Annotated in this window: 20 protein-coding genes; 19 read left to right on the plus strand and 1 reads right to left on the minus strand. The window is 60.0% G+C overall.

Features of this window, described 5'->3' with window-relative positions:
• The first annotated feature begins 34 nt into the window (after positions 1-34).
• The 12 genes from FFV09_RS17965 (at position 35) to FFV09_RS18020 (ending at position 15,042) form a co-directional block, all read left to right on the plus strand.
• The gene (locus tag FFV09_RS17965) at positions 35-3,676 is read left to right on the plus strand and encodes a DNA polymerase III subunit alpha (protein WP_141449104.1); all 3,642 of its coding nucleotides are present in this window, start codon (positions 35-37) and stop codon (positions 3,674-3,676) included.
• Between the two features lie 176 nt (positions 3,677-3,852).
• A complete protein-coding gene (locus FFV09_RS17970) occupies positions 3,853-4,041 on the plus strand; it encodes a glutamate decarboxylase (RefSeq protein WP_141449105.1) in 189 nt (62 codons plus the stop codon).
• A gap of 102 nt (positions 4,042-4,143) precedes the next feature.
• On the plus strand, positions 4,144-5,037 hold the full coding sequence (gene accD, locus FFV09_RS17975; protein WP_141449106.1) for an acetyl-CoA carboxylase, carboxyltransferase subunit beta: 894 nt from the start codon (positions 4,144-4,146) through the stop codon (positions 5,035-5,037).
• Positions 5,038-5,041: 4 nt separating this feature from the next.
• The gene (locus FFV09_RS17980; protein WP_141449107.1) at positions 5,042-6,016 is read left to right on the plus strand and encodes an acetyl-CoA carboxylase carboxyltransferase subunit alpha; all 975 of its coding nucleotides are present in this window, start codon (positions 5,042-5,044) and stop codon (positions 6,014-6,016) included.
• 258 nt (positions 6,017-6,274) lie between these two features.
• On the plus strand, positions 6,275-7,693 hold the full coding sequence (gene pyk, locus FFV09_RS17985; RefSeq protein WP_141449108.1) for a pyruvate kinase: 1,419 nt from the start codon (positions 6,275-6,277) through the stop codon (positions 7,691-7,693).
• Between the two features lie 185 nt (positions 7,694-7,878).
• Complete coding sequence (locus FFV09_RS17990) at positions 7,879-8,439, plus strand: acyl-CoA thioesterase (RefSeq protein ID WP_141449109.1); 561 nt, start codon at positions 7,879-7,881, stop codon at positions 8,437-8,439.
• Positions 8,429-8,821 (plus strand): FxsA family protein, encoded by a 393-nt coding sequence (locus FFV09_RS17995; RefSeq protein ID WP_141449110.1) that lies wholly within the window; start codon positions 8,429-8,431, stop codon positions 8,819-8,821. The genes FFV09_RS17990 and FFV09_RS17995 overlap by 11 nt, the downstream gene beginning before the upstream one ends.
• Positions 8,822-9,345: 524 nt before the next feature.
• The gene (gene citZ, locus FFV09_RS18000) at positions 9,346-10,458 is read left to right on the plus strand and encodes a citrate synthase (protein ID WP_141449111.1); all 1,113 of its coding nucleotides are present in this window, start codon (positions 9,346-9,348) and stop codon (positions 10,456-10,458) included.
• Between the two features lie 179 nt (positions 10,459-10,637).
• Positions 10,638-11,936, plus strand: a complete 1,299-nt coding sequence (gene icd / locus FFV09_RS18005; protein ID WP_141449112.1) for an NADP-dependent isocitrate dehydrogenase — start codon at positions 10,638-10,640, stop codon at positions 11,934-11,936.
• A 105-nt stretch (positions 11,937-12,041) separates the two neighbouring features.
• A complete protein-coding gene (gene mdh / locus FFV09_RS18010) occupies positions 12,042-12,995 on the plus strand; it encodes a malate dehydrogenase (RefSeq protein WP_141449113.1) in 954 nt (317 codons plus the stop codon).
• A gap of 185 nt (positions 12,996-13,180) precedes the next feature.
• Entirely contained in the window at positions 13,181-14,053 is an 873-nt protein-coding gene (locus tag FFV09_RS18015; RefSeq protein WP_141449114.1) for an SDR family oxidoreductase, read from the plus strand.
• Positions 14,054-14,160: 107 nt separating this feature from the next.
• Positions 14,161-15,042, plus strand: a complete 882-nt coding sequence (locus tag FFV09_RS18020; protein WP_141449115.1) for an SDR family oxidoreductase — start codon at positions 14,161-14,163, stop codon at positions 15,040-15,042.
• Positions 15,043-15,247: 205 nt separating this feature from the next.
• On the opposite strand, the gene yfbR is transcribed toward FFV09_RS18020, so the two are convergent.
• On the minus strand, positions 15,248-15,817 hold the full coding sequence (gene yfbR / locus FFV09_RS18025; RefSeq protein ID WP_246098584.1) for a 5'-deoxynucleotidase: 570 nt from the start codon (positions 15,815-15,817) through the stop codon (positions 15,248-15,250).
• A 210-nt stretch (positions 15,818-16,027) separates the two neighbouring features.
• Here yfbR and FFV09_RS18030 point away from each other — a divergent pair, with 210 nt between their 5' ends.
• The 7 genes from FFV09_RS18030 (at position 16,028) to FFV09_RS18060 (ending at position 24,318) form a co-directional block, all read left to right on the plus strand.
• Complete coding sequence (locus tag FFV09_RS18030) at positions 16,028-17,002, plus strand: bile acid:sodium symporter family protein (RefSeq protein ID WP_141449117.1); 975 nt, start codon at positions 16,028-16,030, stop codon at positions 17,000-17,002.
• Entirely contained in the window at positions 16,999-18,801 is a 1,803-nt protein-coding gene (gene pnpS / locus FFV09_RS18035) for a two-component system histidine kinase PnpS (protein ID WP_141449118.1), read from the plus strand. The genes FFV09_RS18030 and pnpS overlap by 4 nt, the downstream gene beginning before the upstream one ends.
• A 142-nt stretch (positions 18,802-18,943) precedes the next feature.
• On the plus strand, positions 18,944-19,678 hold the full coding sequence (locus FFV09_RS18040; protein ID WP_141449119.1) for a response regulator transcription factor: 735 nt from the start codon (positions 18,944-18,946) through the stop codon (positions 19,676-19,678).
• A gap of 181 nt (positions 19,679-19,859) precedes the next feature.
• Positions 19,860-21,551 (plus strand): methyl-accepting chemotaxis protein, encoded by a 1,692-nt coding sequence (locus FFV09_RS24415; RefSeq protein ID WP_170315070.1) that lies wholly within the window; start codon positions 19,860-19,862, stop codon positions 21,549-21,551.
• Between the two features lie 116 nt (positions 21,552-21,667).
• Complete coding sequence (gene pstB, locus FFV09_RS18050) at positions 21,668-22,423, plus strand: phosphate ABC transporter ATP-binding protein PstB (RefSeq protein WP_141449120.1); 756 nt, start codon at positions 21,668-21,670, stop codon at positions 22,421-22,423.
• A gap of 26 nt (positions 22,424-22,449) precedes the next feature.
• Positions 22,450-23,109 carry a phosphate signaling complex protein PhoU gene (gene phoU, locus FFV09_RS18055; protein WP_141449121.1) on the plus strand — a complete coding sequence of 220 codons (660 nt, stop codon included), beginning with the start codon at positions 22,450-22,452 and terminating at the stop codon, positions 23,107-23,109.
• A gap of 180 nt (positions 23,110-23,289) precedes the next feature.
• Positions 23,290-24,318 carry a magnesium transporter CorA family protein gene (locus tag FFV09_RS18060; RefSeq protein WP_141449122.1) on the plus strand — a complete coding sequence of 343 codons (1,029 nt, stop codon included), beginning with the start codon at positions 23,290-23,292 and terminating at the stop codon, positions 24,316-24,318.
• Positions 24,319-24,326: the final 8 nt, after the last annotated feature.

Raw genomic sequence — 24,326 nt, forward strand, 5'->3', positions numbered from 1 at the left:
GATCCATTACGAACGGAAAAGGGGGAACGCCCGCATGAACGATTTTGTCCATCTGCATGTGCACAGCGAATACAGCCTGCTCGACGGAGCGGCGAGGATCAAGGAACTGGTGGGCCGCGCGGCCGAACTCGGCATGAAATCGCTCGCGCTGACCGACCACGGCGTCATGTACGGCGCCATTCCGTTTTATAAAGCGTGCCGGGCCGCCGGCATCAAGCCGATTCTCGGCTTCGAAGCCTATTATACGTCGGCCTCCCGGACCGAACGGGCCAGCCGCAAAGAGCAGCCGATCTACCATCTGCTGCTGCTGGCCAAGAACGAGACCGGCTACCGCAATCTGATGAAGATCTGCACGGCCGGCCATCTCGAAGGGTTCCATTACAAGCCGCGTATCGACCGCGAAGTGCTGGAGCGTTACAGCGAAGGCATCGTCTGCACGAGCGCGTGCATCGGCGGAGAGATTCCGCAGCATTTCCTGAACGGACGTCCCGAAGAAGCCAAAGCGGCGGCGCTGCGGTACAAAGAGATTTTCGGGGAAAACTTCTATATCGAACTGCAGGATCACGGCCTGGCCGAACAGAAAAAAGTAAATCCGATGCTGATCGCGCTGGCCGAAGAGATTCAGGTCGAGCTTATAGTGACGAACGATTCGCATTACCTGGCCGAACCGGACGCCGAAATTCAGGACGTGTTGATCTGTATCGGTACCGGCAAAACGATGGAAGACGAAGAACGGTTCCGTATTCCGACGCGGCAGCTGTATCTCAAAACGGGCGAAGAGATGGCCCGGCTGTTCCCGCATCTGCCCAAGGCGCTGGCCAATACGGCGAAGATCGCGCAGCAGTGCGAGCTGGAACTTGAACTGGGCCGCTCGATCCTGCCGGAATACCGGCCGCTGCCGGAAGGCCGATCGCCGCAGCAGTATTTGATCGACCTGTGCCGCGAAGGGCTGGAGCGCCGCTACGCCCATCTGCCGGGCTGGGAAGATCCCGCTCATCGGAGCAAGCTGGACGAACGGCTGGAGTATGAACTCGGCGTGATCGGGACGATGGGCTTCTCCGATTATTTCCTGATCGTCTGGGACTTTATCCGCTATGCGCACGAGCAGGGCATCGTTACGGGACCGGGCCGGGGTTCGTCCGCGGGCAGTCTCGTCGCCTATACGCTGAACATTACGGACGTCGATCCGATCAAATACAATCTGCTGTTCGAACGGTTCCTGAATCCGGCGCGGATCACGATGCCCGATATCGATATCGATTTCAGCGACGAACGCCGCGACGAAGTCATCGCCTACGTGACGGACAAATACGGCGCGGACCGCGTCGCGCAGATCATCACGTTCGGCACGTTGGCGGCCCGCGCCGCGGTGCGCGACGTCGGCCGCGTGCTGGCGCTGCCGTACGGCGAAGTCGACAAGACGGCGAAGCTGATCCCGGTGCAGGTCGGCATGACGATCGACCGCGCGCTGGCGCAGAACGCGGCGCTGCGCGACCGCCTCGAAGCGTCGCCCGACGCTTCGAGGCTGATCGAAACGGCCCGCCGGGTCGAAGGGATGCCGCGGCACGCTTCGACGCACGCCGCCGGCGTCGTTATCGCGCGCGGTCCGCTGACCGATTACGTCCCGCTGCAGGAAGGCGGCGAGAAGACGGCGCTGACCCAGTATCCGATGGAAAGTCTGGAAGCGGTCGGCCTGCTGAAGATGGACTTTCTGGGGCTGCGCACGCTGTCGATCATCGAACGCTGCCAGAAATGGATCGCGGAGCGAACCGGGGCGGCCGTCGATTTCAAAGCCGTGTCCGAGAACGATCCCGGCACGTACGAACTGCTCGGCCGCGGCGATACGACCGGCGTGTTCCAGCTGGAGTCGCCGGGCATCCGCCGCGTCATGAAAGAGATGAAGCCGTCGGTCATCGAAGACATCATCTCGGTCGTGGCGCTGTACCGTCCGGGCCCGATGGAATTTATCTCGAATTATATCCAGGTCAAGCACGGGCTGGTCCGCGCGGATTATCCGCACGAAGACCTCAAGCCGATTCTGGAAGACACGCACGGTATCATCGTGTACCAGGAGCAGATCATGCAGATCGCCTCGACGATGGCGGGCTTCTCGCTCGGCGAAGCGGATCTGCTGCGCCGGGCCGTCTCGAAGAAAAAGCGCGAGACGCTGGACGAGGAACGCGGCCACTTCGTGCGCGGCAGCCTTGGCCAGGCCTACAGCGAAGAAGACGCCAACAAAGTGTACGACATGATCGTGCGCTTCGCCGATTACGGCTTCCCGCGCGCCCACGCCGCCGCCTACGGCGTGCTGGCGTTCCAGACCGCTTACCTCAAAGCGCATTATCCGGTCGAGTTCATGGCGTCGATGCTCGCCGCCGTGACCGGCAACCACCGCAAGGTGGCCGAATACGTCGTCGAGACGCGCCGGATGAATATCCCGGTGCTGCCGCCGGACGTGAACAAGAGCGGCATGCTGTTCACGCCGTCCGAAGAAGACGGCAAAGCGAGCCTGCGCTTCGGGCTTGCGGCGATCAAGAACGTCGGCACGAACGCGATCCGCAGCATTATGGACGAACGCGCGGAGCGGCCGTTCGACAGCCTGCTCGACTTCTGCCGCCGCGTCGATCCGAAGACGTGCAACCGGCGCGTGGTCGAAGCGCTGATCCAGGCCGGGGCGTTCGATTCGCTGCCCGGCCACCGCGCCCAGCTCCTCGCCATGCTGGACGAAGCGCTGGACGCCGCCGCCAAATGGCGCAAAGAACGCGAAGATTTCCAGATCCAGATGTTCGATTTCGTCGAGACGCCGAATTGGGAGATCGAATATCCCGACGTGCGCGATTACACGTCGTCGGAACAGCTTGATCTGGAGCGCGATCTGCTCGGTTTGTATTTGTCCGGCCATCCGCTGGACGATTACGAACCGCTGCTCGGCGAGGCCGGCGTGCAGAAGCTGATGGAACTCGGCGACGCGCCGGACGAGAGCCACGCCGTCACGGTCGGCATGGTCGTCAGTCTCAAGACGATCACGACCAAGCAGGGCAAAGCGATGGCTTTCGCCGAGATCGAAGACCAGATCGAGCGCTGCGAGCTGGTCATGTTCCCCGAAGTGTGGAAGCGAAGCCAGGACGTCATGCAGCCCGGCGCGCTGCTGGCGCTGCGCGCCAAAGTCCAGCAGCAGGACGAAGGCTTCAAGCTGCTCGCCGACACGGTGCTGCCGCTTGGCGAAGACGCCGTTCGCAGCCTGCTGGCCCGCGGCGAATCGCGCGGCGGCTCTTCGAGCCCGAGCCGGAAGGGCCAGGCCCGCCCGGCCCGCCCAAGCGTGGGCAGCGGCGACAGTTCGCCGCGCAGGCCTTCCGGCGGCGCCGGCTCGCCGCCCGCCCGGCCGGGCACCCGCCCCGCCGCGGCCGCGCCTTCTGCGCCGCCCGCGTCGGCGTCTGCGGACGCGAAGACGCCGCGCGTCTTCGTCAAGATCGCGGCCGACCGCCGCAATCCGGAGATGCTGGAGACGCTCAAGCAGATGCTGCAAAGCCATCCGGGCTCGATGCCGACGCTGCTCTTCTATGAAGATACGCAGAAGCTGATCGCGCTGAGCGACGCCTACCGGATCGAGCCGACGGACGAGCTGGTGACGCAGATGGAGAACCTGCTCGGCGGGGGAACCGTGCGCGTCAAATAAGCCGCGCAGGCGGCACGGAAAGCCCCGGACCGGGTTTTCGCATCGGGAGATGCGGAAGCCCGGTTTCTTCGCGCGTCCGATTCTGTTGCTAAAAAAAACAGCCTTATGTTATCATTAAGCCATTATGCAGAGGAAACGGGTTCATCCGGGCATCGACAAGGGGGACAGGGTTGTTCATGTGGACGGTGATTTATATCGCCTCTACCGCCAAGTTGGCGGAGAAGCTTCGGCACAGGCTGACTGAAGAAGGATTTCTCGTCAAAGTCCGTCCCCTCGACATGTCCAAGCAGCAGTTCGAGATTCTGGTTCCTTCCGGCGAGCTCGACGAGATCCAGGAAGTGCTGAATTGTATTTTGTATTCCTGATCCCCGCCGTTTGCGTTCGGGATCGAAGCGCGCGAGCCGCGCGGATGCTCAGATCGACCTTCAAGGCGAGGCCCGCCAAATAACGGCTGAAGAGGTGTAGTGGTGTTCAAGGATTTATTTCAGAAAAAGAGAAAGTACGCAACCCTTCCTTCCGATCGCAGCGCCGGAGGCGGCGAAGCGGAAACGCAGCCGCGTCCGAAGCGGGAGATCCCGGAAGGGCTCATGAATAAATGCAGCAAGTGCGGCGCGATCCAATACAGCAAAGAGCTGGAGAAAAATCTCAAAGTGTGCACGTCCTGCGGCCACCATATGCGCTTGAACGCCATGGAGCGCATCGCGATGACGCTCGACGAAGGCAGCTTCGTCGAACGCGACGGCGAGGTCGTGTCGATCGATCCGCTCGAATTTCCCGGGTATGCCGGCAAATTGGCGGAGCAGAAGCTGAAGTCGGGGCTGAAGGAAGCGGTCGTGACCGGAGAAGGCGCGATCCACGGCCAACCGGTCGCCGTCGCCGTCATGAGTTTCGACTTTTTCAGCGGCAGCATGGGTTCGGCGGTCGGCGAGAAGATTACGCGGATCATCGAGCATGCCGGACAGTACGGCCTGCCGCTGATCATCTTCTCGACTTCGGGCGGAGCCCGGATGCAGGAGAGCATCTTCAGCCTGATGCAGATGGCGAAGACGAGCGCGGCGCTGGGCCAATTCTCGGAAAAGGGCGGGCTTTACCTGTCCGTCATCACCGATCCGACGATGGGCGGCGTGTCGGCGAGCTTCTCCATGCTCGGAGACGTCATCATCGCCGAGCCGAGCACGAACTTCGGCTTTGCCGGACGTCTCGTTATCGAACAAACCATTCGCCAAAAACTGCCGGACGATTTCCAGACGGCGGAGTTCAATATGCAGCACGGACAGCTCGATCTGGTCGTGCACCGCAAAGAAATGAAAACGATGCTGGGCAAACTGATCGGCATGCACAGTAAAAAGGAGGAGCTCTAGACGGATGGCGGGAGAATTGGCGTTTGAGCAGCCTCTTGTAGAGCTGCGCAAGAAGATCGACGAGCTCAAGCATTTCGGACAGGAAAAAGGGATCGATTTCAGCGATGAAATCTCCCGCCTGGAAGAACGCTACACCGAGCTGCAGCAGGATATTTACACCAATGTGACGCCGGCGCAGAAGATGCACCTGGCGCGCCATCATCAGCGTCCGACGACGCTCGACCTGATTCCGTACGTGTTCACCGACTTCGTCGAACTGCACGGCGACCGGATGTTCGGCGACGACATGGCGATCGTGGGCGGCATCGCCCGGTTCGGCGGCCGTCCGGTGACGGTCATCGGCCATCAGCGCGGCAAGGATACCAAAGACAATATCGCGCGCTTCTTCGGCAGTCCCCACCCGGAAGGCTACCGCAAAGCGCAGCGCCTGATGAAGCAGGCGGAGAAGTTCGGCCGTCCGATCGTCACGTTTATCGATACCAAAGGCGCTTATCCCGGCAATACGGCCGAAGAACGCGGCCAGTCGGAAGCGATCGCCCGCAGCATGATGGAGATGGCGATGCTCAAAGTGCCGGTCGTCTGCATCGTGATCGGCGAAGGCGGCAGCGGCGGCGCGATTGCCGTAGGCGTAGGCAACCGCGTGCTGATGCTCGAGAACGCGATCTATTCGGTCATTTCGCCGAACGGCGCGGCTTCGATCTTGTGGAAAGACGCGTCCAAAGCCGATCAGGCGGCGGAAGCGATGAAGATTACCGCGCCCGATCTGCTGGACTTCAAGATCATCGAAGAAGTGATTCCCGAGCCCAAGGGCGGGGCACACCGCGATTACGAAGCGACCGGCCTTGCGATTCGCGACGCGCTGGGACGCCATCTGGACGAAATCGGGCATCTCGACGCCGACGCGCTGATCGCGGGACGGTACGAAAAATTCCGCAAGATCGGACAATACGCTTCCGAACGGCCTTTACCGAACTCTTGATCAGTTTTTACTTTAAAAACCTATACAAAACCGCGTTTTTAGTGTAGATTTAATTGTTGGTGAGGATTTTATAACCATCCGAAAACCGACTTCCAAATGCGTATCACAGAGGTCGGTGCACCGCGTGCCGATCTCTTTTTGTGCGGTAAAGCGGAAGGGTGCGTATGAATATCCGGTTTGGAACCGCTAGTCGACAGAGAGAGTCTCCCCGAGAGGCTCAAGCAGAGATCCCAGAGATCAAAAAACGGAGGAACCCAAATGCGTAAAACAAAAATCGTATGTACAATCGGTCCGGCAAGCGAATCGCTGGAAAACACGAAAAAACTGATCATGGCGGGCATGAACGTCGCTCGAATGAACTTCTCCCACGGTGACTTCGAAGAGCACGGCAACCGCGTTAAAAATATTCGTCAAGCGTGCCAGGAGCTCGGCAAGAGCGTAGCCCTGCTGCTTGACACCAAAGGTCCGGAGATCCGTACCGGCAAAATCGCCGTCGAGCCGCTCGACCTGGTCGAAGACGAGTTCATCACGCTGACGACCGAAGAAATCGCCGGCGACAAAGACCGCCTGTCCGTATCCTACGTCGATCTTCCAAAAGACGTATCGGTCGGCTCCACGATCCTCATCGACGACGGCCTGATCGGCCTGACCGTTACCGAAGTTGCGGGTACGGAAATCAAGTGCCGCATCGTTAACGGCGGACAAATCAAAAGCCGCAAAGGCGTAAACGTACCGGGCGTCAGCATCTCGCTGCCGGGCATCACCGAGAAGGATACGAACGATATCGTTTTCGGTATCCAACAGGGCGTAGATTTCATCGCCGCTTCGTTCGTACGCAAAGCGAGCGACGTGCTGGAAATTCGCGAACTGCTGAAAAAGCATGACGCCGAGCATATCCAGATCATCTCCAAAATCGAAAACCAGGAAGGCGTCGACAACCTCGACGAAATCCTTGAAGTATCCGACGGCCTGATGGTTGCCCGCGGCGACCTCGGCGTCGAAATCCCGGCCGAAGAAGTGCCGCTGGTGCAAAAGCAAATGATCGAGAAGTGCAACCGTGCCGGCAAACCGGTCATCACGGCTACGCAAATGCTCGACTCCATGCAGCGCAACCCGCGCCCGACGCGCGCCGAAGCGAGCGACGTGGCCAACGCCATCCTCGACGGCACCGACGCAATCATGCTGTCCGGCGAGACGGCTGCCGGCAAATATCCGGTAGAATCGGTACAGACGATGTCCCGCATCGCGGAAAAAGCGGAGTCCGCTATGGCCAACCGCGAAATCCTCAAAAAACAAAGCGAAGCGCAGCAAAAATCCGTTACCGAGTCGATCAGCCAATCGGTCGCTCACGCGGCATGGAACCTGGACGTTAAAGCGATCGTGACTTCGACCCAAACGGGTACGACAGCTCGCATGATCTCCAAATACCGTCCGGTCGCTCCGATCATCGCGGTTACGACGCAGGAGCAAACGCTTCGTCGCCTTGCTCTGGCCTGGGGCGTTATCCCGGTCAAAGGCGAAATTGCCGAAACGACCGACGAATTGTTCGAAAGCGCCATTCAGGGCGCGAAAAATTCCGGCATCGTGCATGAAGGCGATCTGGTCGTGATCACGGCCGGCGTACCGCTGGGCCGTTCCGGTTCGACGAACCTGATCAAGGTCGATCAAGTTCACTAAGCCGTTCCTAGGAGAAAAGCTGCCCGCTTGCGGGCGGCTTTTTCTTTTGCTTTCGCTAAGCGTTCGGCGAAGCGTGCGCATTGGCAATGGGGTACCCTTTTCGTATACAATAAACAGACAAGGCTTAAGACGGAAGACCCAGGATTCACCCGGGGCTTTCGTCTGGTTACAAGGAGTGGACAGGCATGACCGACAGCAATGCGGCAGCGCAGCGGGAGAAGCGGCGGAGCCCCTGGTTCCGGACCGGCTTGAACGTGCGCTATCAGGAAACGGACAAAATGGGCGTGGTCTATCACGCCAATTATTTGAACTGGTTCGAGATCGGACGCACCGAGATGATCCGCTCGATCGGGCTGTCCTACAGGGAGATCGAGGAGCACGGCCTGTATTTGCCGGTAATCGATGTGCGCTCGCGCTTCGTCCAGCCGGCCCGCTACGACGATCGCGTCTGGATCTACGTGCGCATCAGCGGATTTTCGCCGCTGCGCCTGGAGTACGAATACGAGATTCGACGCTGCGAGCAGGGAGAGGCGTGGAGCGCCGAACCGGCTGGCTTCGGCGAAGAAGCGCCGCTGCCCGGCACGCTGCTCAATATCGGCACGACCGAGCATGTGTGGTTGAACGCCGACTGGAAGCCGGCCCGCCTGAGCAAAGCGGCGCCGGAAGCCTATGCCCGGCTTGCGGAGTGGATCTCCGGCCCGAAGCCGGCGAATCGACAAGAAGGGGGACATCCGGATGAAAAATAGAATGGCGCTGCTGTTTATTCTCGCCGTCGTCGTGGAGGCAGCCGCTTTCGCGTGGCTGATCGAATATTTCGGCTTTTTCAAAACGCTGGTGCTCGCGCTCGCCACGACCGTGATCGGCATCGCGATGGTCCAGTTCGAAGGCCGCAAAGCGATGAACGATCTCAAACTGCTGGCCGAAAGCGGGCAGCCGCCCGGCCGCAAGCTGGTCGACGGCGTCTGCATCATGGCCGGAGGCGCGCTGCTCGTCGCGCCGGGATTCATTACCGACCTGATCGGCATCACGCTCGTCTTCCCGCTTACCCGTCCGCTCTACCACCGCGCCGCCATGCGCTGGATCGAGAAACGGATGAAAAAAGGCAATATTACTTTTTACCGGCGCTGACCGGCGAGCCTCCGTACAAGACCGTCCGCATGCTGCGGACGGTTTTTGACGTGAAATCGAATGCCGCTTGAACTTGCAAACGCTTGCTCCCTCCTGTAACATATATCACTGTAAGGGGTTACAACATGCGCTTATCGCACCGATAAAACATTTTGATCCCGATTAACAAACGGAAACGTTCAAAAAAATGACAAAATCAGGTATGATGTTCAAGAAGGAATGCATTCTGACTTGTTATTTTCCCGCAGGATGCCAAGACCGGGGGCCCAACCGTTTGCCGAACGTTAAAAACGGTTACAAAAGGTTGGGTTGTGTTTCAAATCCGAAGGCTTTCGACGGTCTGCGGGTTGCAAACACATCGCGTGCCCCCAGTTCGTTGGCCGAGTCTCAATTTTTGTTCGACAGGATGATCCGAGCTTCCACGAAGCGACATAGGCAGTCGATGAACCGAACATTTGACGCGGTCAACGGACAAGAGTTACCGCCTGCATTTATCCGTCCCATTCAAAAAGGAGAGATGTACGATGACAGCGACTAAAGGTCTTGAAGGCATTGTAGCCGCAACTTCCTCGATCAGTTCGATCGTGGACGGTGTGCTTACATACCGGGGGTATAACATCGACGATCTGGCCGAGAACGCTTCTTTTGACGAAGTCGCCTACCTGCTCTGGCACGGTGCGCTTCCGAACGAAGAGCAGCTGGCGCAGCTGAGAAGCAATCTGCAGCAGTATGCCGCGGTTCCGGCTCCCTTGATCGAACAGATGAAGTTGTACCCGAAAGACATGAACATGATGGCGGCTCTGCGTACGGCGGTGTCCGGCCTGGCTCTCTACGACGCCGATGCCGACGAGATGACCCGCGAATCGAATGTGACCAAAGCCGAACGCCTGCAGGCCCAGCTCCCGACTCTCGTAGCCGCGCTGGCCCGCATTGCCAAGGGAGAGGAGCCGATCGCGCCGAAGCCGGATCTCGGGCTGACCGAGAACTTCCTCTATATGATGAGCGGCGAAGTGCCGGAGCAGACGGCGGTCGAAGCGCTGGACAAAGCGCTCGTGCTGCATGCCGACCACGAATTGAACGCTTCGACGTTCGCTTCGCGCGTTACGGTAGCGACGTTGTCGGACATTTATTCGGGTGTGACGTCGGCGATCGGCGCGCTCAAAGGCCCGCTGCACGGCGGCGCCAACGAAGCGGTCATGCGCATGCTCGAAGAGATCGGTTCTCCCGATAACGTGGAGAGCTACATCCAGGGCAAGCTGGACAACAAAGTCAAAATCATGGGCTTCGGCCATCGCGTCTACAAAAACGGCGATCCGCGCGCGAAGCACCTGATGGAGATGTCCCGCCGTCTCGGCGAAGCCAAAGGCGACCTGTCGCTGTACGAAATGTCCGTCAAGGTCGAAGACCTGGTCACTTCGCAAAAAGGGCTGAAGCCGAACGTCGACTTCTACTCCGCTTCCGTCTATACGCTGCTCGGCATTTCGCGCAATCTGTTTACGCCGATCTTCGCGATCAGCCGTGTATCGGGATGGACCGCGCACATTTTGGAGCAGTACGAAGACAACCGTCTGATCCGTCCGCGCGCCGAGTACGTGGGCGAGCTGGATCTGACGTACGTGCCGATCGCGCAGCGTTAAGCGTTCTCCACACCGCCCGGGAGCTTTTGAGGCGACGGGCGGTTTTTTTTCGGCATAAAGTTCGCGTTTTGTTCAAAATTCGTCCGTCATAAGCTACAATGGAAAAGATTGCGGGCGCACGTTCGTCATGCACGGCATGCCCCGAACCGTACCAACACTTCGAAGGAGGAATTCCATTCATGTCTAAATTGGAAAAATTCGCCGCACCGACTGAGGGAGAACAAATTCAGATCCAAGACGGAACGCTCGTCGTTCCGAACAACCCGATCATTCCGTTTATCGAAGGCGACGGCACAGGCCGCGACATCTGGAAAGCTTCCAAGCGCGTATTCGACGCAGCCGTGGAAAAAGCGTACGGCGGCGAGAAAAAGCTGGCTTGGTACGAAGTGTTTGCAGGAGAGAAAGCGTTTAATACATACGGAGAGTGGCTGCCGACCGACACGCTGACTGCTATCCGTCAATATATCGTAGCGATCAAGGGACCTCTGACGACGCCAATCGGCGGCGGTATCCGTTCGCTTAACGTAGCGCTGCGCCAGGAACTCGACCTGTACGTGTGCCTGCGTCCGGTTCGTTACTTCGACGGCGTGCCTTCGCCGGTGAAGCGTCCCGAACTGGTCGACATGGTCATTTTCCGTGAAAATACGGAAGACATCTATGCCGGCATCGAATATCAGGAAGGCAGCGAAGAAGTCAAAAAAGTGCTGGAATTCCTGAAAAACGAAATGGGCGTCAACAAGATCCGTTTCCCGGAAACGTCCGGTATCGGCATCAAGCCGGTCTCCGAAGAAGGCTCCAAGCGTCTCGTTCGCGCAGCGGTTCAATACGCGATCGACAACAACCGCAAAACGGTTACGCTGGTGCATAAAGGCAACATCATGAAGTTCACCGAAGGCGCCTTCAAAAACTGGGGCTACGAAGTGGCGGAAGCGGAATTCGGCGAGCAGGTATTCACTTGGGCGCAGTACGACGAAATCAAGGAAAAAGACGGCACGGATGCAGCGAACGCGGCTCAAAAAGCAGCTGAAGACGCAGGCAAGATCATCGTGAAGGACGCGATCGCGGACATCGCGCTGCAGCAGGTCCTGACCCGTCCGACCGACTTCGACGTCATCGCGACGCTGAACCTGAACGGCGACTACCTGTCCGACGCTCTGGCGGCTCAAGTCGGCGGCATCGGCATCGCTCCGGGCGCGAACATCAACTATGTGACCGGACACGCGATCTTCGAAGCGACGCACGGCACGGCTCCGAAATACGCGGACAAAGACGTCGTGAACCCGGGTTCCGTCATTCTGTCCGGCGTTATGATGCTTGAGCATCTAGGCTGGCAGGAAGCGGCCGACCTGATCTACAAAGGTCTGGAAGCGTCGATCAACAACAAAACGGTCACTTACGATTTCGCGCGTCTGATGGAAGGCGCCAAAGAAGTGAAGTGCTCCGAGTTCGCGGACGAAGTCATTCGCAACATGCAGTAAGCTTTACCGCTCGCGGGCGGAAGGGGAGCCTCGAACGGCTCTTCTTCCGCCCGTTCTTTTTTGACTAGACGCGCATTTCATTCCACACGAGGAGGCACAACCCCCATGACTATCGCACGCAAAAAGATTACGATCGTCGGCGCAGGCTTCACCGGCGCGACGACCGCGCTGATGATCGCGCAGAAAGAACTGGGAGACGTCGTGCTGCTCGATATTCCGCAGCTGGACAATCCGACCAAAGGCAAAGCGCTCGATCTGCTGGAAGCTTCGCCGGTGCAGGGCTTCGACGTCCGGATCGTCGGCACGTCGGACTACGACGACGCGGCGGATTCCGACCTCGTCATCATTACCGCGGGCATCGCGCGCAAGCCCGGCATGAGCCGCGACGATCTGGTCAGCACGAACGCGGGCATCGTCCGCTCGGTCTGCGAACAGATTCGCCGGGTCGCGCCCGACACGACGGTGCTCATTCTGAGCAATCCGGTCGATGCGATGACTTACGCGGCGTACCAAGCGCTCGGTTTTCCGAAGAACCGGGTCATCGGACAGTCGGGCGTGCTCGATACGGCGCGTTACTGCACGTTTATCGCCGAGGAATTGAACGTCTCGGTCGAAGACGTGCGCGGCTTCGTGCTGGGCGGCCACGGCGACGACATGGTGCCTCTCGTTCGGTATTCGAGCGTCGGCGGCATCCCGATCGAATCGCTGATCGCCAAAGAGCGGATCGCGGAAATCGTGCAGCGCACGCGGGTCGGCGGCGGAGAGATCGTCAACCTGCTCGGCAGCGGCAGCGCGTATTACGCGCCGGCCGCTTCGCTCGTGCAGATGGCGGAAGCGATCCTCAAAGACAAGAAGCGGGTTCTGCCGGTTATCGCGCTGCTCGAAGGCGAATACGGCTACCGCGATTTGTTCCTCGGCGTGCCGGCGGTACTCGGCGGCGGCGGGATCGAGAAAGTGTTCGAGCTGGAGCTGACGGCCGAAGAACAGGCGGCGCTCGACAAATCGGCCGATTCGGTGCGCGCCGTCATCTCGATCGTGGCTTCCGGATCGTCGAACTAGAAACAGATTCAAGCGCCCGCTGCGGTCTTGCGACCGGCAGCGCGGCGCTTTTTTTTGCTTTTTGGCTCGCTTTTTGCAGGGAAAGGAAGTCGCCCGGTAGGTCATCCGATTTTGCCGAACAGGGTTTGGCTGCCCGGGGAAGGTGGTAATGGGGTGCATAACCGTTTTGCGAAAGGAGTGTTGGCATGTCCGGGAAGCAGCAGGAAATTTCGACGCCGCCGGCGCAGCAGCAGAAGCAGGATTCGCACGGCAGCGAGCGGGAGATGACGCCGAAGCCGATCGTGATCTCCGATACGTACAAGGCGGCAGGCAAACTGGCCGGGATGACGGCGATCATCACGGGAGGAGACAGCGGCATCGGCCGGTCCGTCGCCGTGCATTATGCGCGGGAAGGCGCCGACGTGGCCATCGTCTACCTCAAGCAGCATGAAGACGCGGAAGAAACGAAAAGAGGGGTGGAAGCGGAAGGCCGCAGCTGCCTGCTGCTGAGCGGAGATCTCGGCGAAGAGACGTTTGCGCAGGAGAGCGTCAAGCGGACGCTGGACAAGTTCGGGCGGATCGATATCGTCGTCAACAACGCGGCCGAGCAGCATCCGCAGCAGTCGTTGACCGATATTACGGCCGAGCAGCTGGAGCGCACGTTCCGCACGAACATTTTCGCCATGTTCTATCTGACCAAAGCGGCGCTGCCGCATCTGACAGAAGGCGCGTCGATCATCAACACGACTTCCGTCAATGCGTATCGGGGCAACGCGGGACTGCTCGATTATTCGTCGACCAAAGGCGCGATCGTGAGCTTCACCCGTTCGCTGTCGATGAACCTGGCGGAGCAGAAGATCCGGGTCAACGGCGTGGCGCCGGGTCCGATCTGGACACCGCTTATTCCGTCGACCTATCCGGCGGACGAGGTAGCCGAGTTCGGCGGGAATCAGCCGCTCGGCCGCGTCGGACAGCCGTCCGATCTCGGACCGGCTTACGTCTATCTCGCTTCGGCGGATTCGTCTTACGTGAGCGGCCAGATCCTCCACGTAAACGGCGGCGAAGTCATCGGGAGTTAAAATATTTACCTATTTTGGGTGAAACTGTTTTGTCTTTTGCCGACGGTGGTAAGTATGAGACGGAAGCTGAAGACAGCCTAAGACCTACGCGAAGGGAGTTTTCGACAATGCCAACCAACGAACAGAAATCCAACGAGACAAAGCCGCAAAGTCCGCCTGCCCAACAGCTTGAGGGACACGGTTCGGAATCGGACATGACGCCAACACCGGAGTATATCTCTCCGACTTATAAAGCCGCGGGCAAGCTCGAAGGCATGACCGCGATCGTGACCGGGGGAGACAGCGGGATCGGACGCGCCGTCGCCGTCCATTACGCCCGCGAAGGCGCCGACGTCGCCGTACTGTATTTCAGCGAACACGGAGACGCGGAAGAAACGAAGCGCCTCGTCGAAGCGGAAGGCCGCGAATGCCTGCTGCTCGTCGGCGATCTCGGCGACGAAGCGTTCTCGCAGGAAGCGGTCAAGCGCGTAATCGAGAAGTTCGGCAAGCTCGATATCGTCGTCAACAACGCGGGCGAGCAGCATCCGCAGGAATCGTTGACCGACATTACGGCGGATCAGCTGGAGCGGACGTTCCGCACGAACATCTTCGGTATGTTCTTCCTGACCAAAGCGGCGCTGCCGCACCTGAAGGAAGGCAGCTCGGTCATCAACACGACGTCGATCACCGCGTACCGCGGCAGCCCGCAGCTGCTGGACTACTCTTCGACCAAAGGCGCGATCGTGAGCTTCACCCGCTCGCTGTCCATGAACCTGGCGGAGCAGAAGATCCGGGTCAACGGCGTGGCGCCGGGTCCGATCTGGACGCCGCTCATCCCGTCGACGTTCCCGGAAGAGAAAGTCGAATCGTTCGGCGAATCGCAGCCGCTTGGCCGGATGGGTCAGCCTTCGGAGCTCGGACCGGCTTATGTGTACCTCGCTTCGTCCGACGCCTCGTACGTCAGCGGCCAGATCATTCACGTAAACGGCGGCGAAGTCGTCAACGGGTAAGGCGATCCCGCTCCGGCGTACGCTCGCGCGAATGAATAAATGAATGAACGCACGAATCCATACACGAATCAATAAATGAACGAAGCTCAAACAGAACGAAAAGAAGCCCGAACCCAATAGGCAACGGCAAAAAAACGTCCCGGTTTTGCGCATGCGCGCGAAGCCGGGACGTTTTGGGTGTGCCGCACACACAGAATCGCGGCGTTTAGCGAATCTCGGGCCGATCGGCCTGTTCGCCCATCTGCGTGGACAGCTCGTCGAGCGTCATCTCGAACGCCGGAGCGAGGTGCTTGAGGAAGTATTCGACTTCCGGCATGGCCGATTCGGCCAGCTTCTCTTCGGTCTGCTGCTTGGCTACCGCGAACTCGCGGTTGCCGGCCGCGACTTCCCACGCGCACTTGAGATACGCGTCGATCCGGTCGGCCGCTTTGACGTAGGCATGCAGCTGCTTGTCTTCCTCGCTCGGTTCGGTCGTGCCGATCAGCGCGGCGTAGACCGGCTGAAGCGGTTCGGGCGCCATATCGGTCAAGCGCTGCGCGCCCATCTGTTCGATCAGGCGGAAATTGTTCAGCAGCGTCTCGTTATGATGTTTGACGGGAGTCGGAATATCGCCGGTGAACACTTCCGGCGCGTCGTGGAACAGGGCAAGCGTCGCGGCGCGGTCGGCGTTGAGCGACTTGCCGTACAGTTCGTTGCCGATCGTGCACAGCAGATGCGACAGCAGGGCCACGTGATACGAATGCTCGGCGACGTTTTCGGTCATCGTGCTGCGCATGAGGCTCCAGCGTTTGATATGCTTCAGACGGTATAAATAAGCGGAGAACGGATAAGTGGTCAATGGAGGCACCCTTTCTTTTGCGCGGTCGGCGACTTTCGGCCGTTGGACTTTGTGGTAAGATGGGAAGACACGTTATCCATTATAGCAAACCGGAAAGGAAGGAAAGCAAGTGGAAACTGCAGGATTCGAGCGCGAGGGCGTTCTTTTATGAGAAAAAGGGCTCTTGCGTTCAGCAGTTGGGTAGACCGGGGCATGTTCTGGATTACGCCGCTGATGCTCGTTATGGGCCTGATTTTTTCCAAACCTTTTCTTCCGTTCGTTCCCGCCATTCCGTATCTGTTCGCGTATATCACGTTCGTGATGGGCGTCGGCTGCGGCCGGGAACATCTCAAGCATGTATTCGCGCGGCCGATGCCGATCATTCTGACGCTTGCGCTGAGCCATCTGGTCGCGCCGCTTGCGGCGTTTGCGCTCGGAAGCGTGCTGTTCGGCGCCCATTCGCCGTATACGGTCGGACTCGTGCTGTTCACGATCATCCCGCTCGGCGTGTCGTCGGTGCTCTGGATCGAGCTGTCCGGCGGCAGTCTGGCGCTTGGACTTGCGATGGTGCTGCTCGATTCGGCGCTCAGCCCGATCGTCGTGCCGGGCTTGATCCAGCTCTTTTTCGGGACGGCGCTCTCTTTCGATACACTCGGCTTGATGCGCGACCTGCTGCTGATGGTCGTCGTGCCGACCGCGCTCGGCGTCGTCATCTACGAACGGTCCGGCGGCACGTTCAAACAAAAGGCCGGCCCGATTCTGCTGCCGATCTCCAAAGTTTTTTTCATGCTCGTCATTTTGCTGAACGCCGCCGGCATTGCGCCTTACGCGTACGAGCTGCGCGGCGATCTGGTGTCGGTCATTCCGGCGGTGCTGCTGCTCGTGGCGTTCGGCTACGTGCTCGGCTATTACGCGCCGCTGCTGCTGCGTCAGCGGACGCCCGAGCTGTCGATCACCGTCTCGTTCGCGGCCGGCATGCGCAATAACTCGCTCGGCCTCGTGCTTGCGCTCGGCTACTTCTCGCCGCAGGCCGCCGTGCCGGTCGTGCTCGCGATTCTCGTGCAGCAGCCGCTCGCGACGCTGCACCAATTCGTTTTACGCAAATTCAAACCGTACCCGCTGAAGGAGAGCCTGCATTCATGAAACCGTTTCGTTCTCGCCTGACCCTGATTTTGCTGCTGCTTGTCGGCGTTTCGGTCTTGGCCGCCGGCTTGACGATGGCCAAAGTGTTCCGCGATTCCCATATCCACTCGCTGGAAGAATATATGGGGCGCGAGATTTCGCTGCTCGAAGACCTGCTCGAGCTGCCGGCCCTGCCGGAAGGAAGCGCCAGCACGCCCGCGATTTTCGAAGACGAAGCCCGGCGGCTGGCCCAGCTGACCGATTCGCGGGTCACTTTCGTGGACCGGGAAGGACGGGTCATCGGCGATTCGCAGAGCGATCCGTCTTCGATGGACAACCATCTGGACCGCGAAGAGATCCGCACATCGCGGCCGGACCGGCCGGGGCACTCGGTCCGCTACAGCGACACGCTCGGCCGCGACATGCTGTACGTGGCCGCTCCGATCGTCTCGGACGGCGGCTTCGACGGGTATATCCGGCTGTCCATGAGCCTTGCGATCGTCGAAGAAGGACTGCAGCGCGGCTGGATCATCATGGGCAGCGCGCTCGTCGTGCTGTTCCTGATCGCGGCGGCGGTCAGCTACCGGCTGGCCAAAGGGCTGACCCGCCCGATCGAACATATTATGGATACGGCGAACCGGATCTCGAAGCTCGATTACGACGCGAGGGTCGGTCCGATGCGCCGCGACGAGATCGGCCAGCTCGGCGCTTCGATCGACAACATGGCCGACAGCCTGCAGGCGCAGATGCTGACGATTCGCGACAACGAGAGTCTGCTGCAGAACGTGCTCGACAACATGACCGGCGGCATCATCATGGTCGACGAGCAGGAGAACATCGGCCTCGTCAACCGGCAGGCGCAGCGGATGCTGGGCATCCGGTCGGACCGCGTCGTCGGACGTCCTTATGTGGAGCTGAAACGGTTCTACGAGCTGACGCGCTTCATTGAAGAAGGATTGCAGCGCAAAGTGCGCATGCACGACGAATTGACACTGTTCGTGCCGGAAGAACGGCTCATTACGCTCGACGGGGTGCCGATGACGGTGCGGGACAAGTCGTACCACGGCATGCTGTTCCTGTTCCAGGACATCTCCGATATTCGCCGGCTCGAACGGATGCGCAGCGAATTCGTCGCCAACGTGTCCCACGAGCTCAAGACGCCGGTCGCCGCCGTTCAGGGCTTTGCGGAGACGCTGCTGGCCGGCGGGGTCAAAGACGAAGAAACGGCGCGTTCGTTCCTCAAGATCATCTACGACGAGGGTGACCGGCTCAACCGGCTGATCGGCGATATTCTCGATTTGTCCAAAATCGAATCCCGCCGCATCCAGCTCGATTACGCGCCGGTGCATGTGCTGACGCTGTTCGAATCGGTGAGCAAAGTGCTTGAGGGGGCGGCCGAACACAAGCGGATCGAGATTCGGCTCAACGTGCCGGAGGAGCTGTTCATCGAAGCGGACGAAGACCGGCTGCGGCAAATTTTTATCAACCTGGTCGGCAACGGGGTGAGCTATACGCCGGAAGGCGGACGGATCGTCATCAAGGTCGAAGAGTTCGCGGACGGGGAATACGAAGACGAGCGGGTACGGTTCAGCATCGTGGACAACGGAATCGGCATTCCCAAAAAAGATCTGCCGCGCATTTTCGAACGGTTCTACCGGGTGGACAAAGCGCGTTCGAGAAGTTCGGGCGGAACGGGGCTCGGCCTGTCGATCGTCAAACATCTGGTCGAACTGCACCGCGGCTCGATCTCGGTCGAGAGCGAACTCGGCGTCGGCAGCACTTTTAGCGTCGAACTGCCGGTGCTTCAGGAAAATCCGTAATTTTTTACACAGCGTTAACAATGCCATGATATGCTGATGTAGGTCAAAAAAAGGCGGGGTACAAATCTGTCGATTCATGCCGCAAGGCGACGCAGGCATTGGACACACACGCCGCAGGCAAATGAAATGGGGGATCGAGCCAATGGCTAGGAAATTGCTCGTCATCGAAGACGAGCCTACGCTGTCCCGGTTGATTTCATACAATCTGTCCCAGGACGGTTACGAGGTCGTGCTCGAAGAACACGGCACGGGCGGATACGAACGGGCACGCAAGGAAGCGTTCGATTTGATCCTGCTCGATTTGATGCTGCCCGGCATGAGCGGAATCGAGATTCTGGAGAAGCTGCGCACGTCCGGCGTCAAGACGCCGATCGTCATCTTGACCGCGAAGAACGCGGAAGAAGATATCGTGCTCGGGCTCAAGCTCGGCGCGGACGATTATATTACGAAACCGTTTGGCGTATCCGAGATGCTGGCTCGCGTAGGCGCGGTGATCCGGCGCACGTCGGGCGAAGAGACGGAATACGCGGCTCCGACCGCGTCCGAATCGAAGATCAGCCTCGGAGCGTTAACCATTTATCCGGATAAATACGAAGTGACGCTCGGTCAGCAGTCGATCAATCTGCGGCCCAAAGAATTCGAAGTGCTGCTGTATCTGGCACGCAAGCCGGGCGTCGTCATGACGCGCGACGATCTGATGAACGCCGTATGGGGCTTCGACTACATCGGCGGTCAGCGCACCGTCGACGTCCACGTCAGCTCCCTGCGCAAGAAATTGGAACTCGATCCGGGTTCGGTGCATATCGACTCGATCCGGGGCGTCGGCTACAAGCTCGTCGTGGCCCAAGCCAAAGCGGACTCCAGATCTTCCCTTTAAGGGAAGGTCGGAGTCTTTTTTTTATGTCTTTTTACCTAGTATTAACAGTGCGTTGACACGCGGGGAACGGCACGGGCATACAATAGAAGAAAAAGCGACAGGGGGACAACCTTTCATGCCGGGAGCGGGGACTTTGGAAAGGGAAGAGTTGGTTCAAAAGACTCAGTCTGAAAAGGAAGTCATGCAGGAAAACAAGGAATCGATCGGTCGGGCAGGGGCGCCCGCCGAACAAAGGTCCGGATTGGGCGACGATTTGGGCGCCGTTCCGGCTGCGCCTGCGGCGGGCGGCGAAGAGCGCAGGCCGGTAGAGGAGGCGGCGGACCATTCGCCGCAGCAGACGACGGCCGCAGCGGATACGCCGGTGGAGCAGACCGCGGTGCAGGAGCAGGCGCAGCCTGTGCCGGCTGCATTTGCGAAGGCTGCAAAGCCTGCAAAGGCACTACCGGCCGCAATCACTGCGCCGGTCGAGCGGCAGGCAAAGGCCGAGCCGGCCGCACGGAGTAAGGTTCAACCGTCGGTGCCGTCGCGGCCTGCCGAACCGCGGGCCGCCGTTTCTTCGCCGCGCGCCGAACCGGCCGCTGCCGCAGCTGCGCCGCGCCGCGAATCGCGGCCCGCGCTTCCCGCCGCCAAGCCCGCCGCCGAACTTCGGCGCCTGCCCGTTCCCGCGTCCCCGAAATCGGTTTCCGCGATTTCGCCCGCCGCAATTCCATCCGCGGCGGCATCTGCGCCGGCCCTGCCTACGCCCGCCGCGTCCACATCCGCCGCGCCCGTGCCGGCCCTGCCCACGCCCGCAGTCGCCGCCGAGCCCGAGCTCAAGCTGGCCGATTACTCCCGGCCCGCGCCGATCATCGGGCCGGAGCTGACCTGCTTCGAAGCGCTGCAGGTGTTCAAGCGCGAACCCGGCGCTCCCTGCGTCGTCGTATGCTCGCCGGACGGACGGCCGACGCTGCTGTTGATGCGCGATGCGTTCTATCGCAAATTGACGGGACGTTTCGCGCCGGAGCTGTTCTACGACCGTCCCGTCGCGCAGGCGGCCGGCATCGAGCCGCTGACGGCGGACTGCGGAACGCCGCCCGCGGAACTGATCGATATCGCCCTGACGCGGGGCGACGAATCGTTCGCCGACTGCGTCGTGCTGACGCGCGAGGAACGCTGCGAAGGCGTGCTGACCGTGCGCGACCTGATTCGCATGTCGCGCGACCTGCAGGAGCGCTCCGCGCGCGAGCGGCAGGAGCAGATTGCCGGCAGCCGCTTCGTGCTGGACGGCGTATCGGGGTCGCTGTCCGAGATCCACGCGGCGGCGGGCGGCGCCCTGAGCGAAGCGGCGCGCATGAACCGCCGCACGGAAGAAGGGCGCCGTGCGCTGTCCGAAGCGGGACAGGCGTTCGCCGAAGCGTCGGAAGCGATCGCCGGTCAGCGGGGAGCGATCGGCGACATGCTGGACTGCGCCCGGGAGATCGCGCAGGCGACCGGCTCGATCCGCGGCATCGCCGGCACGAGCTCGCTGCTGGCGCTGAACGCTTCGATCGAAGCGGCGCGCGCCGGAGAAGCCGGCCGGGGCTTCGCGGTCGTCGCCGGCGAAGTCCGGGCGCTGGCGGAATCGACCCGCCGGCTCTCGGACGAGATCGGCAGCCTGCTCGAGCGGATGAACGCGCTCAGTCTGGGCGCGGCGAGCGGCATGGAAGAAGCCGAGACGCGTATTCGCGGCGCGGCGGGCCGGATGGGAGCCGCGGACGACGAATTCCGCGAAGTGTCGGCATCGGCGCGCGGCTCCGAGGAAGGCGGCCGGTTTACGTTCGGATTGACGGAAAGCGCCCTGCGCGAAGTCGGGGCTGTTCGGCAGACGTTGGAAAGTTCGTTGGAGAGCCGGTAAATCGGGTTTTGAAGCATGTCTCGGTAAATTTTACGCTGCGTTTACATTTCTTCTTAATGCCTTTAACATTCCGGCGATAAACTGGCTTGAGGAGAACCGCGAAGGAGACTCAGAAGATGCAACCCATTATTCGTACCGAAAACCTGGATCTGTATTACGAACAGTTTCATGCGCTCAAGAACGTCAACCTGGATATTCCCGAGAAAGCCGCGACTGCCTTCATCGGTCCGTCGGGCTGCGGCAAGTCTACGCTGCTCCGGACATTGAACCGAATGAACGACCAGATCGCGGGCACGCGAATCGAAGGGCTCGTATCGCTCGCGGGAGACGACATCTACGATAAAAACATGGAAGTGGAATCGCTGCGCAAACGCGTGGGCATGGTGTTCCAGCAGCCGAATCCTTTTCCCAAGTCGATTTACGAGAACGTCGCGTACGGCCCGCGCCTCAAAGGCATCCGCGGCAAGAAGGAACTGGACGAGATCGTCGAAGAAAGCCTCAAGCAGGCGGCGCTGTGGGACGAAGTGAAAGACCTGCAGAAGCATTCGGCTTTCGGGCTGTCCGGCGGTCAGCAGCAGCGCCTGTGCATCGCGCGCGCCCTTGCCGTCAAGCCCGACGTTCTGCTGATGGACGAATCGACGTCCGCGCTCGACCCGATCTCGACGGCGAAGATCGAAGAGCTGATCCGCGAAATCAAGCATCGCTACACGATCGTTATGGTCACGCATAATATGCACCAGGCAGCACGTGTTTCCGACAAAACGGTCTTTTTCCTTAACGGCGAAGTCGTCGAAGCGGCGGAAACGAAAACTTTATTTTCCACGCCGGAAGATTCACGCACGGAAGATTACATTTCCGGCCGGTTTGGTTAATCAACAATAAAGGAGGTCGTTTCGATATGGTCCGCAGAACAGACTTTGACTCAGGATTGAACCAGCTTCGCGAACTGCTTATCCGTATGGGTAATCGCATGGACGAAGCATTGAAGGAAGCGGTCGAATCGCTCAAGAACGACGACCTGGCCCAGGCCGAAGGCGTCATCCGCCGCGACGGCGAGCTGAACGCGCTGGAAGAAGAGATTTTGGAACTCGGCTCGCAGCTCATCATCACGCAGCAGCCCGTCGCCAAAGACCTTCGCCGCATCATCGTCGCATTCAAGATTTCCAGCGACCTGGAGCGCATGGGCGACCTGGCCCGCGACATCGCGAAAGTGACGATTCGCCTGGACGGCCAGCATACGGTCAAGCCGCTGGTCGACATTCCGCGCATGGCCGAGATTTCTTCGAGCATGATCTCGGAATCGCTGCGTTCGTACATGGACGAAAATACGGATCTGGCTTACAAAATGGCCAAAGACGACGACGAAGTGGACGAACTGTACGGCTCCATGCTGCGCGAGCTGTACACGCTGCTGATCGACAATCCGGAATCGGCTCCGCAGATGATGCTGATTCAGATGGTCGGCCGCTACATCGAACGGATCGCCGACCATGCGACGAACATCGGGGAGAACGTCGTGTTTCTCGTGACCGGACACCGTCCGGACCTCAACTCCTGATTGATCGCGCCATGCACGAACCGAACGCTTTTTCCGGCCTTTGCTGCCGGAGGAAGCGTTTTTTGCTGCGAACGAGCCGCGGAAGCCGCCTGATTTTGCCTGCCCGTTTGCTTCCGGGTCCGGGATGGGTAAAAGGGGGAAAGGAACAAATCGCAAGCTGCGAGGAAGGAAGGATTTGCGATGGACAATACCGGTCTTCCGCTTATACATAAGAGATCGTCCGATACCGAAGACAGCCGCGAATGGCGCTGGTACCGTTTCGCCGACCATGCGGAAGCAAGCAGCCACCCGGACTGCATCCGCGACGAAGATACGGCCCGCTGGCTGGCGGACTCGACGGCGCGGACGCACAGCCGGACGCTGGCCATGACCCGGCCTCACCGGGGCGGCGACAATGTGCTCAACGGAACGCTTACGCTCGACATGACGCCGGACAAGCGCGATAACAATCTGCTGCTGCATTATTTCGTCAAAAAAGATCGGCTTATTCTCGTCGGCGGAAAAAATGCGGCGCTGACGCGCACGGACGAAGACGAACTGGTCGAAGCGATGCTGTCGTGCGCTGCGCCGGTCGAAGCGCTGTTGATGCTGCTGAGCGAGATTTTGGAATTCTTTTTTATCCAGTCCGATACGTTCGAACAGCACCTGCACGAGCTCGAAGAGCGGATGCGCTACCGCAACGACCGGCGCATCCTGCAGCAGACCGTCAACCTGCGCAATGATCTGACGTACTGGAATGCCCAGATCATCCCGATCAAGGAGATCCGTTACGCTTCCGAAGAGACGTTCCGCCGGGAGCTGGAACATTCGGACGGCAAGCACGTGCTCGACCTGCGGCTGCGCCGGATCGGCATGCTTCAGCGCGAGTACGACGAAGAACTCGATTCGCTGCTGCGGGTGGACGAGAACGTCACGAATTACCGCTCCAACGACATCATGAAGGCGCTGACCGTCTATACCGTCCTGCTGACGCCGACGACCGCGCTTGGCGCGATCTGGGGGATGAACTTCGAGCATATGCCGGAACTGTCCTGGCCGCTCGGCTACGCGTTTTCGCTTGCGGTCATTCTCTCGGCGACGGGAGCGACCTACTGGTGGCTCAAGAAAAGAGGGCTGACGGAAGACATCCTCAGCATGAACATGAAGCCGGGCAGCGGAAACGAACGGGCACGCGCGGGCAAAAAAAAGAAAAAGGAAGCCGAGTCCTGAGCGGCGGC

Origin of the sequence: Saccharibacillus brassicae (assembly GCF_006542275.1) — a bacterium.
In the GTDB taxonomy this organism is placed as follows: Bacteria; Bacillota; Bacilli; order Paenibacillales; family Paenibacillaceae; genus Saccharibacillus; species Saccharibacillus brassicae.

Excerpts from the sequence above, each read along its gene's own strand:
- FFV09_RS17965 (WP_141449104.1), top strand. The coding sequence starts at position 35 with ATGAACGATTTTGTCCATCTGCATGTGCACAGCGAATACAGCCTGCTC.
- FFV09_RS17970 (WP_141449105.1), top strand. The coding sequence starts at position 3,853 with ATGTGGACGGTGATTTATATCGCCTCTACCGCCAAGTTGGCGGAGAAG.
- FFV09_RS17980 (WP_141449107.1), top strand. The coding sequence starts at position 5,042 with ATGGCGGGAGAATTGGCGTTTGAGCAGCCTCTTGTAGAGCTGCGCAAG.
- pyk (WP_141449108.1), top strand. The coding sequence starts at position 6,275 with ATGCGTAAAACAAAAATCGTATGTACAATCGGTCCGGCAAGCGAATCG.
- FFV09_RS17990 (WP_141449109.1), top strand. The coding sequence starts at position 7,879 with ATGACCGACAGCAATGCGGCAGCGCAGCGGGAGAAGCGGCGGAGCCCC.
- FFV09_RS17995 (WP_141449110.1), top strand. The coding sequence starts at position 8,429 with ATGAAAAATAGAATGGCGCTGCTGTTTATTCTCGCCGTCGTCGTGGAG.
- citZ (WP_141449111.1), top strand. The coding sequence starts at position 9,346 with ATGACAGCGACTAAAGGTCTTGAAGGCATTGTAGCCGCAACTTCCTCG.
- icd (WP_141449112.1), top strand. The coding sequence starts at position 10,638 with ATGTCTAAATTGGAAAAATTCGCCGCACCGACTGAGGGAGAACAAATT.
- mdh (WP_141449113.1), top strand. The coding sequence starts at position 12,042 with ATGACTATCGCACGCAAAAAGATTACGATCGTCGGCGCAGGCTTCACC.
- FFV09_RS18015 (WP_141449114.1), top strand. The coding sequence starts at position 13,181 with ATGTCCGGGAAGCAGCAGGAAATTTCGACGCCGCCGGCGCAGCAGCAG.
- FFV09_RS18020 (WP_141449115.1), top strand. The coding sequence starts at position 14,161 with ATGCCAACCAACGAACAGAAATCCAACGAGACAAAGCCGCAAAGTCCG.
- yfbR (WP_246098584.1), bottom strand. The coding sequence starts at position 15,817 with ATGCGCAGCACGATGACCGAAAACGTCGCCGAGCATTCGTATCACGTG.
- FFV09_RS18030 (WP_141449117.1), top strand. The coding sequence starts at position 16,028 with ATGAGAAAAAGGGCTCTTGCGTTCAGCAGTTGGGTAGACCGGGGCATG.
- pnpS (WP_141449118.1), top strand. The coding sequence starts at position 16,999 with ATGAAACCGTTTCGTTCTCGCCTGACCCTGATTTTGCTGCTGCTTGTC.
- FFV09_RS18040 (WP_141449119.1), top strand. The coding sequence starts at position 18,944 with ATGGCTAGGAAATTGCTCGTCATCGAAGACGAGCCTACGCTGTCCCGG.
- FFV09_RS24415 (WP_170315070.1), top strand. The coding sequence starts at position 19,860 with ATGCAGGAAAACAAGGAATCGATCGGTCGGGCAGGGGCGCCCGCCGAA.
- pstB (WP_141449120.1), top strand. The coding sequence starts at position 21,668 with ATGCAACCCATTATTCGTACCGAAAACCTGGATCTGTATTACGAACAG.
- phoU (WP_141449121.1), top strand. The coding sequence starts at position 22,450 with ATGGTCCGCAGAACAGACTTTGACTCAGGATTGAACCAGCTTCGCGAA.
- FFV09_RS18060 (WP_141449122.1), top strand. The coding sequence starts at position 23,290 with ATGGACAATACCGGTCTTCCGCTTATACATAAGAGATCGTCCGATACC.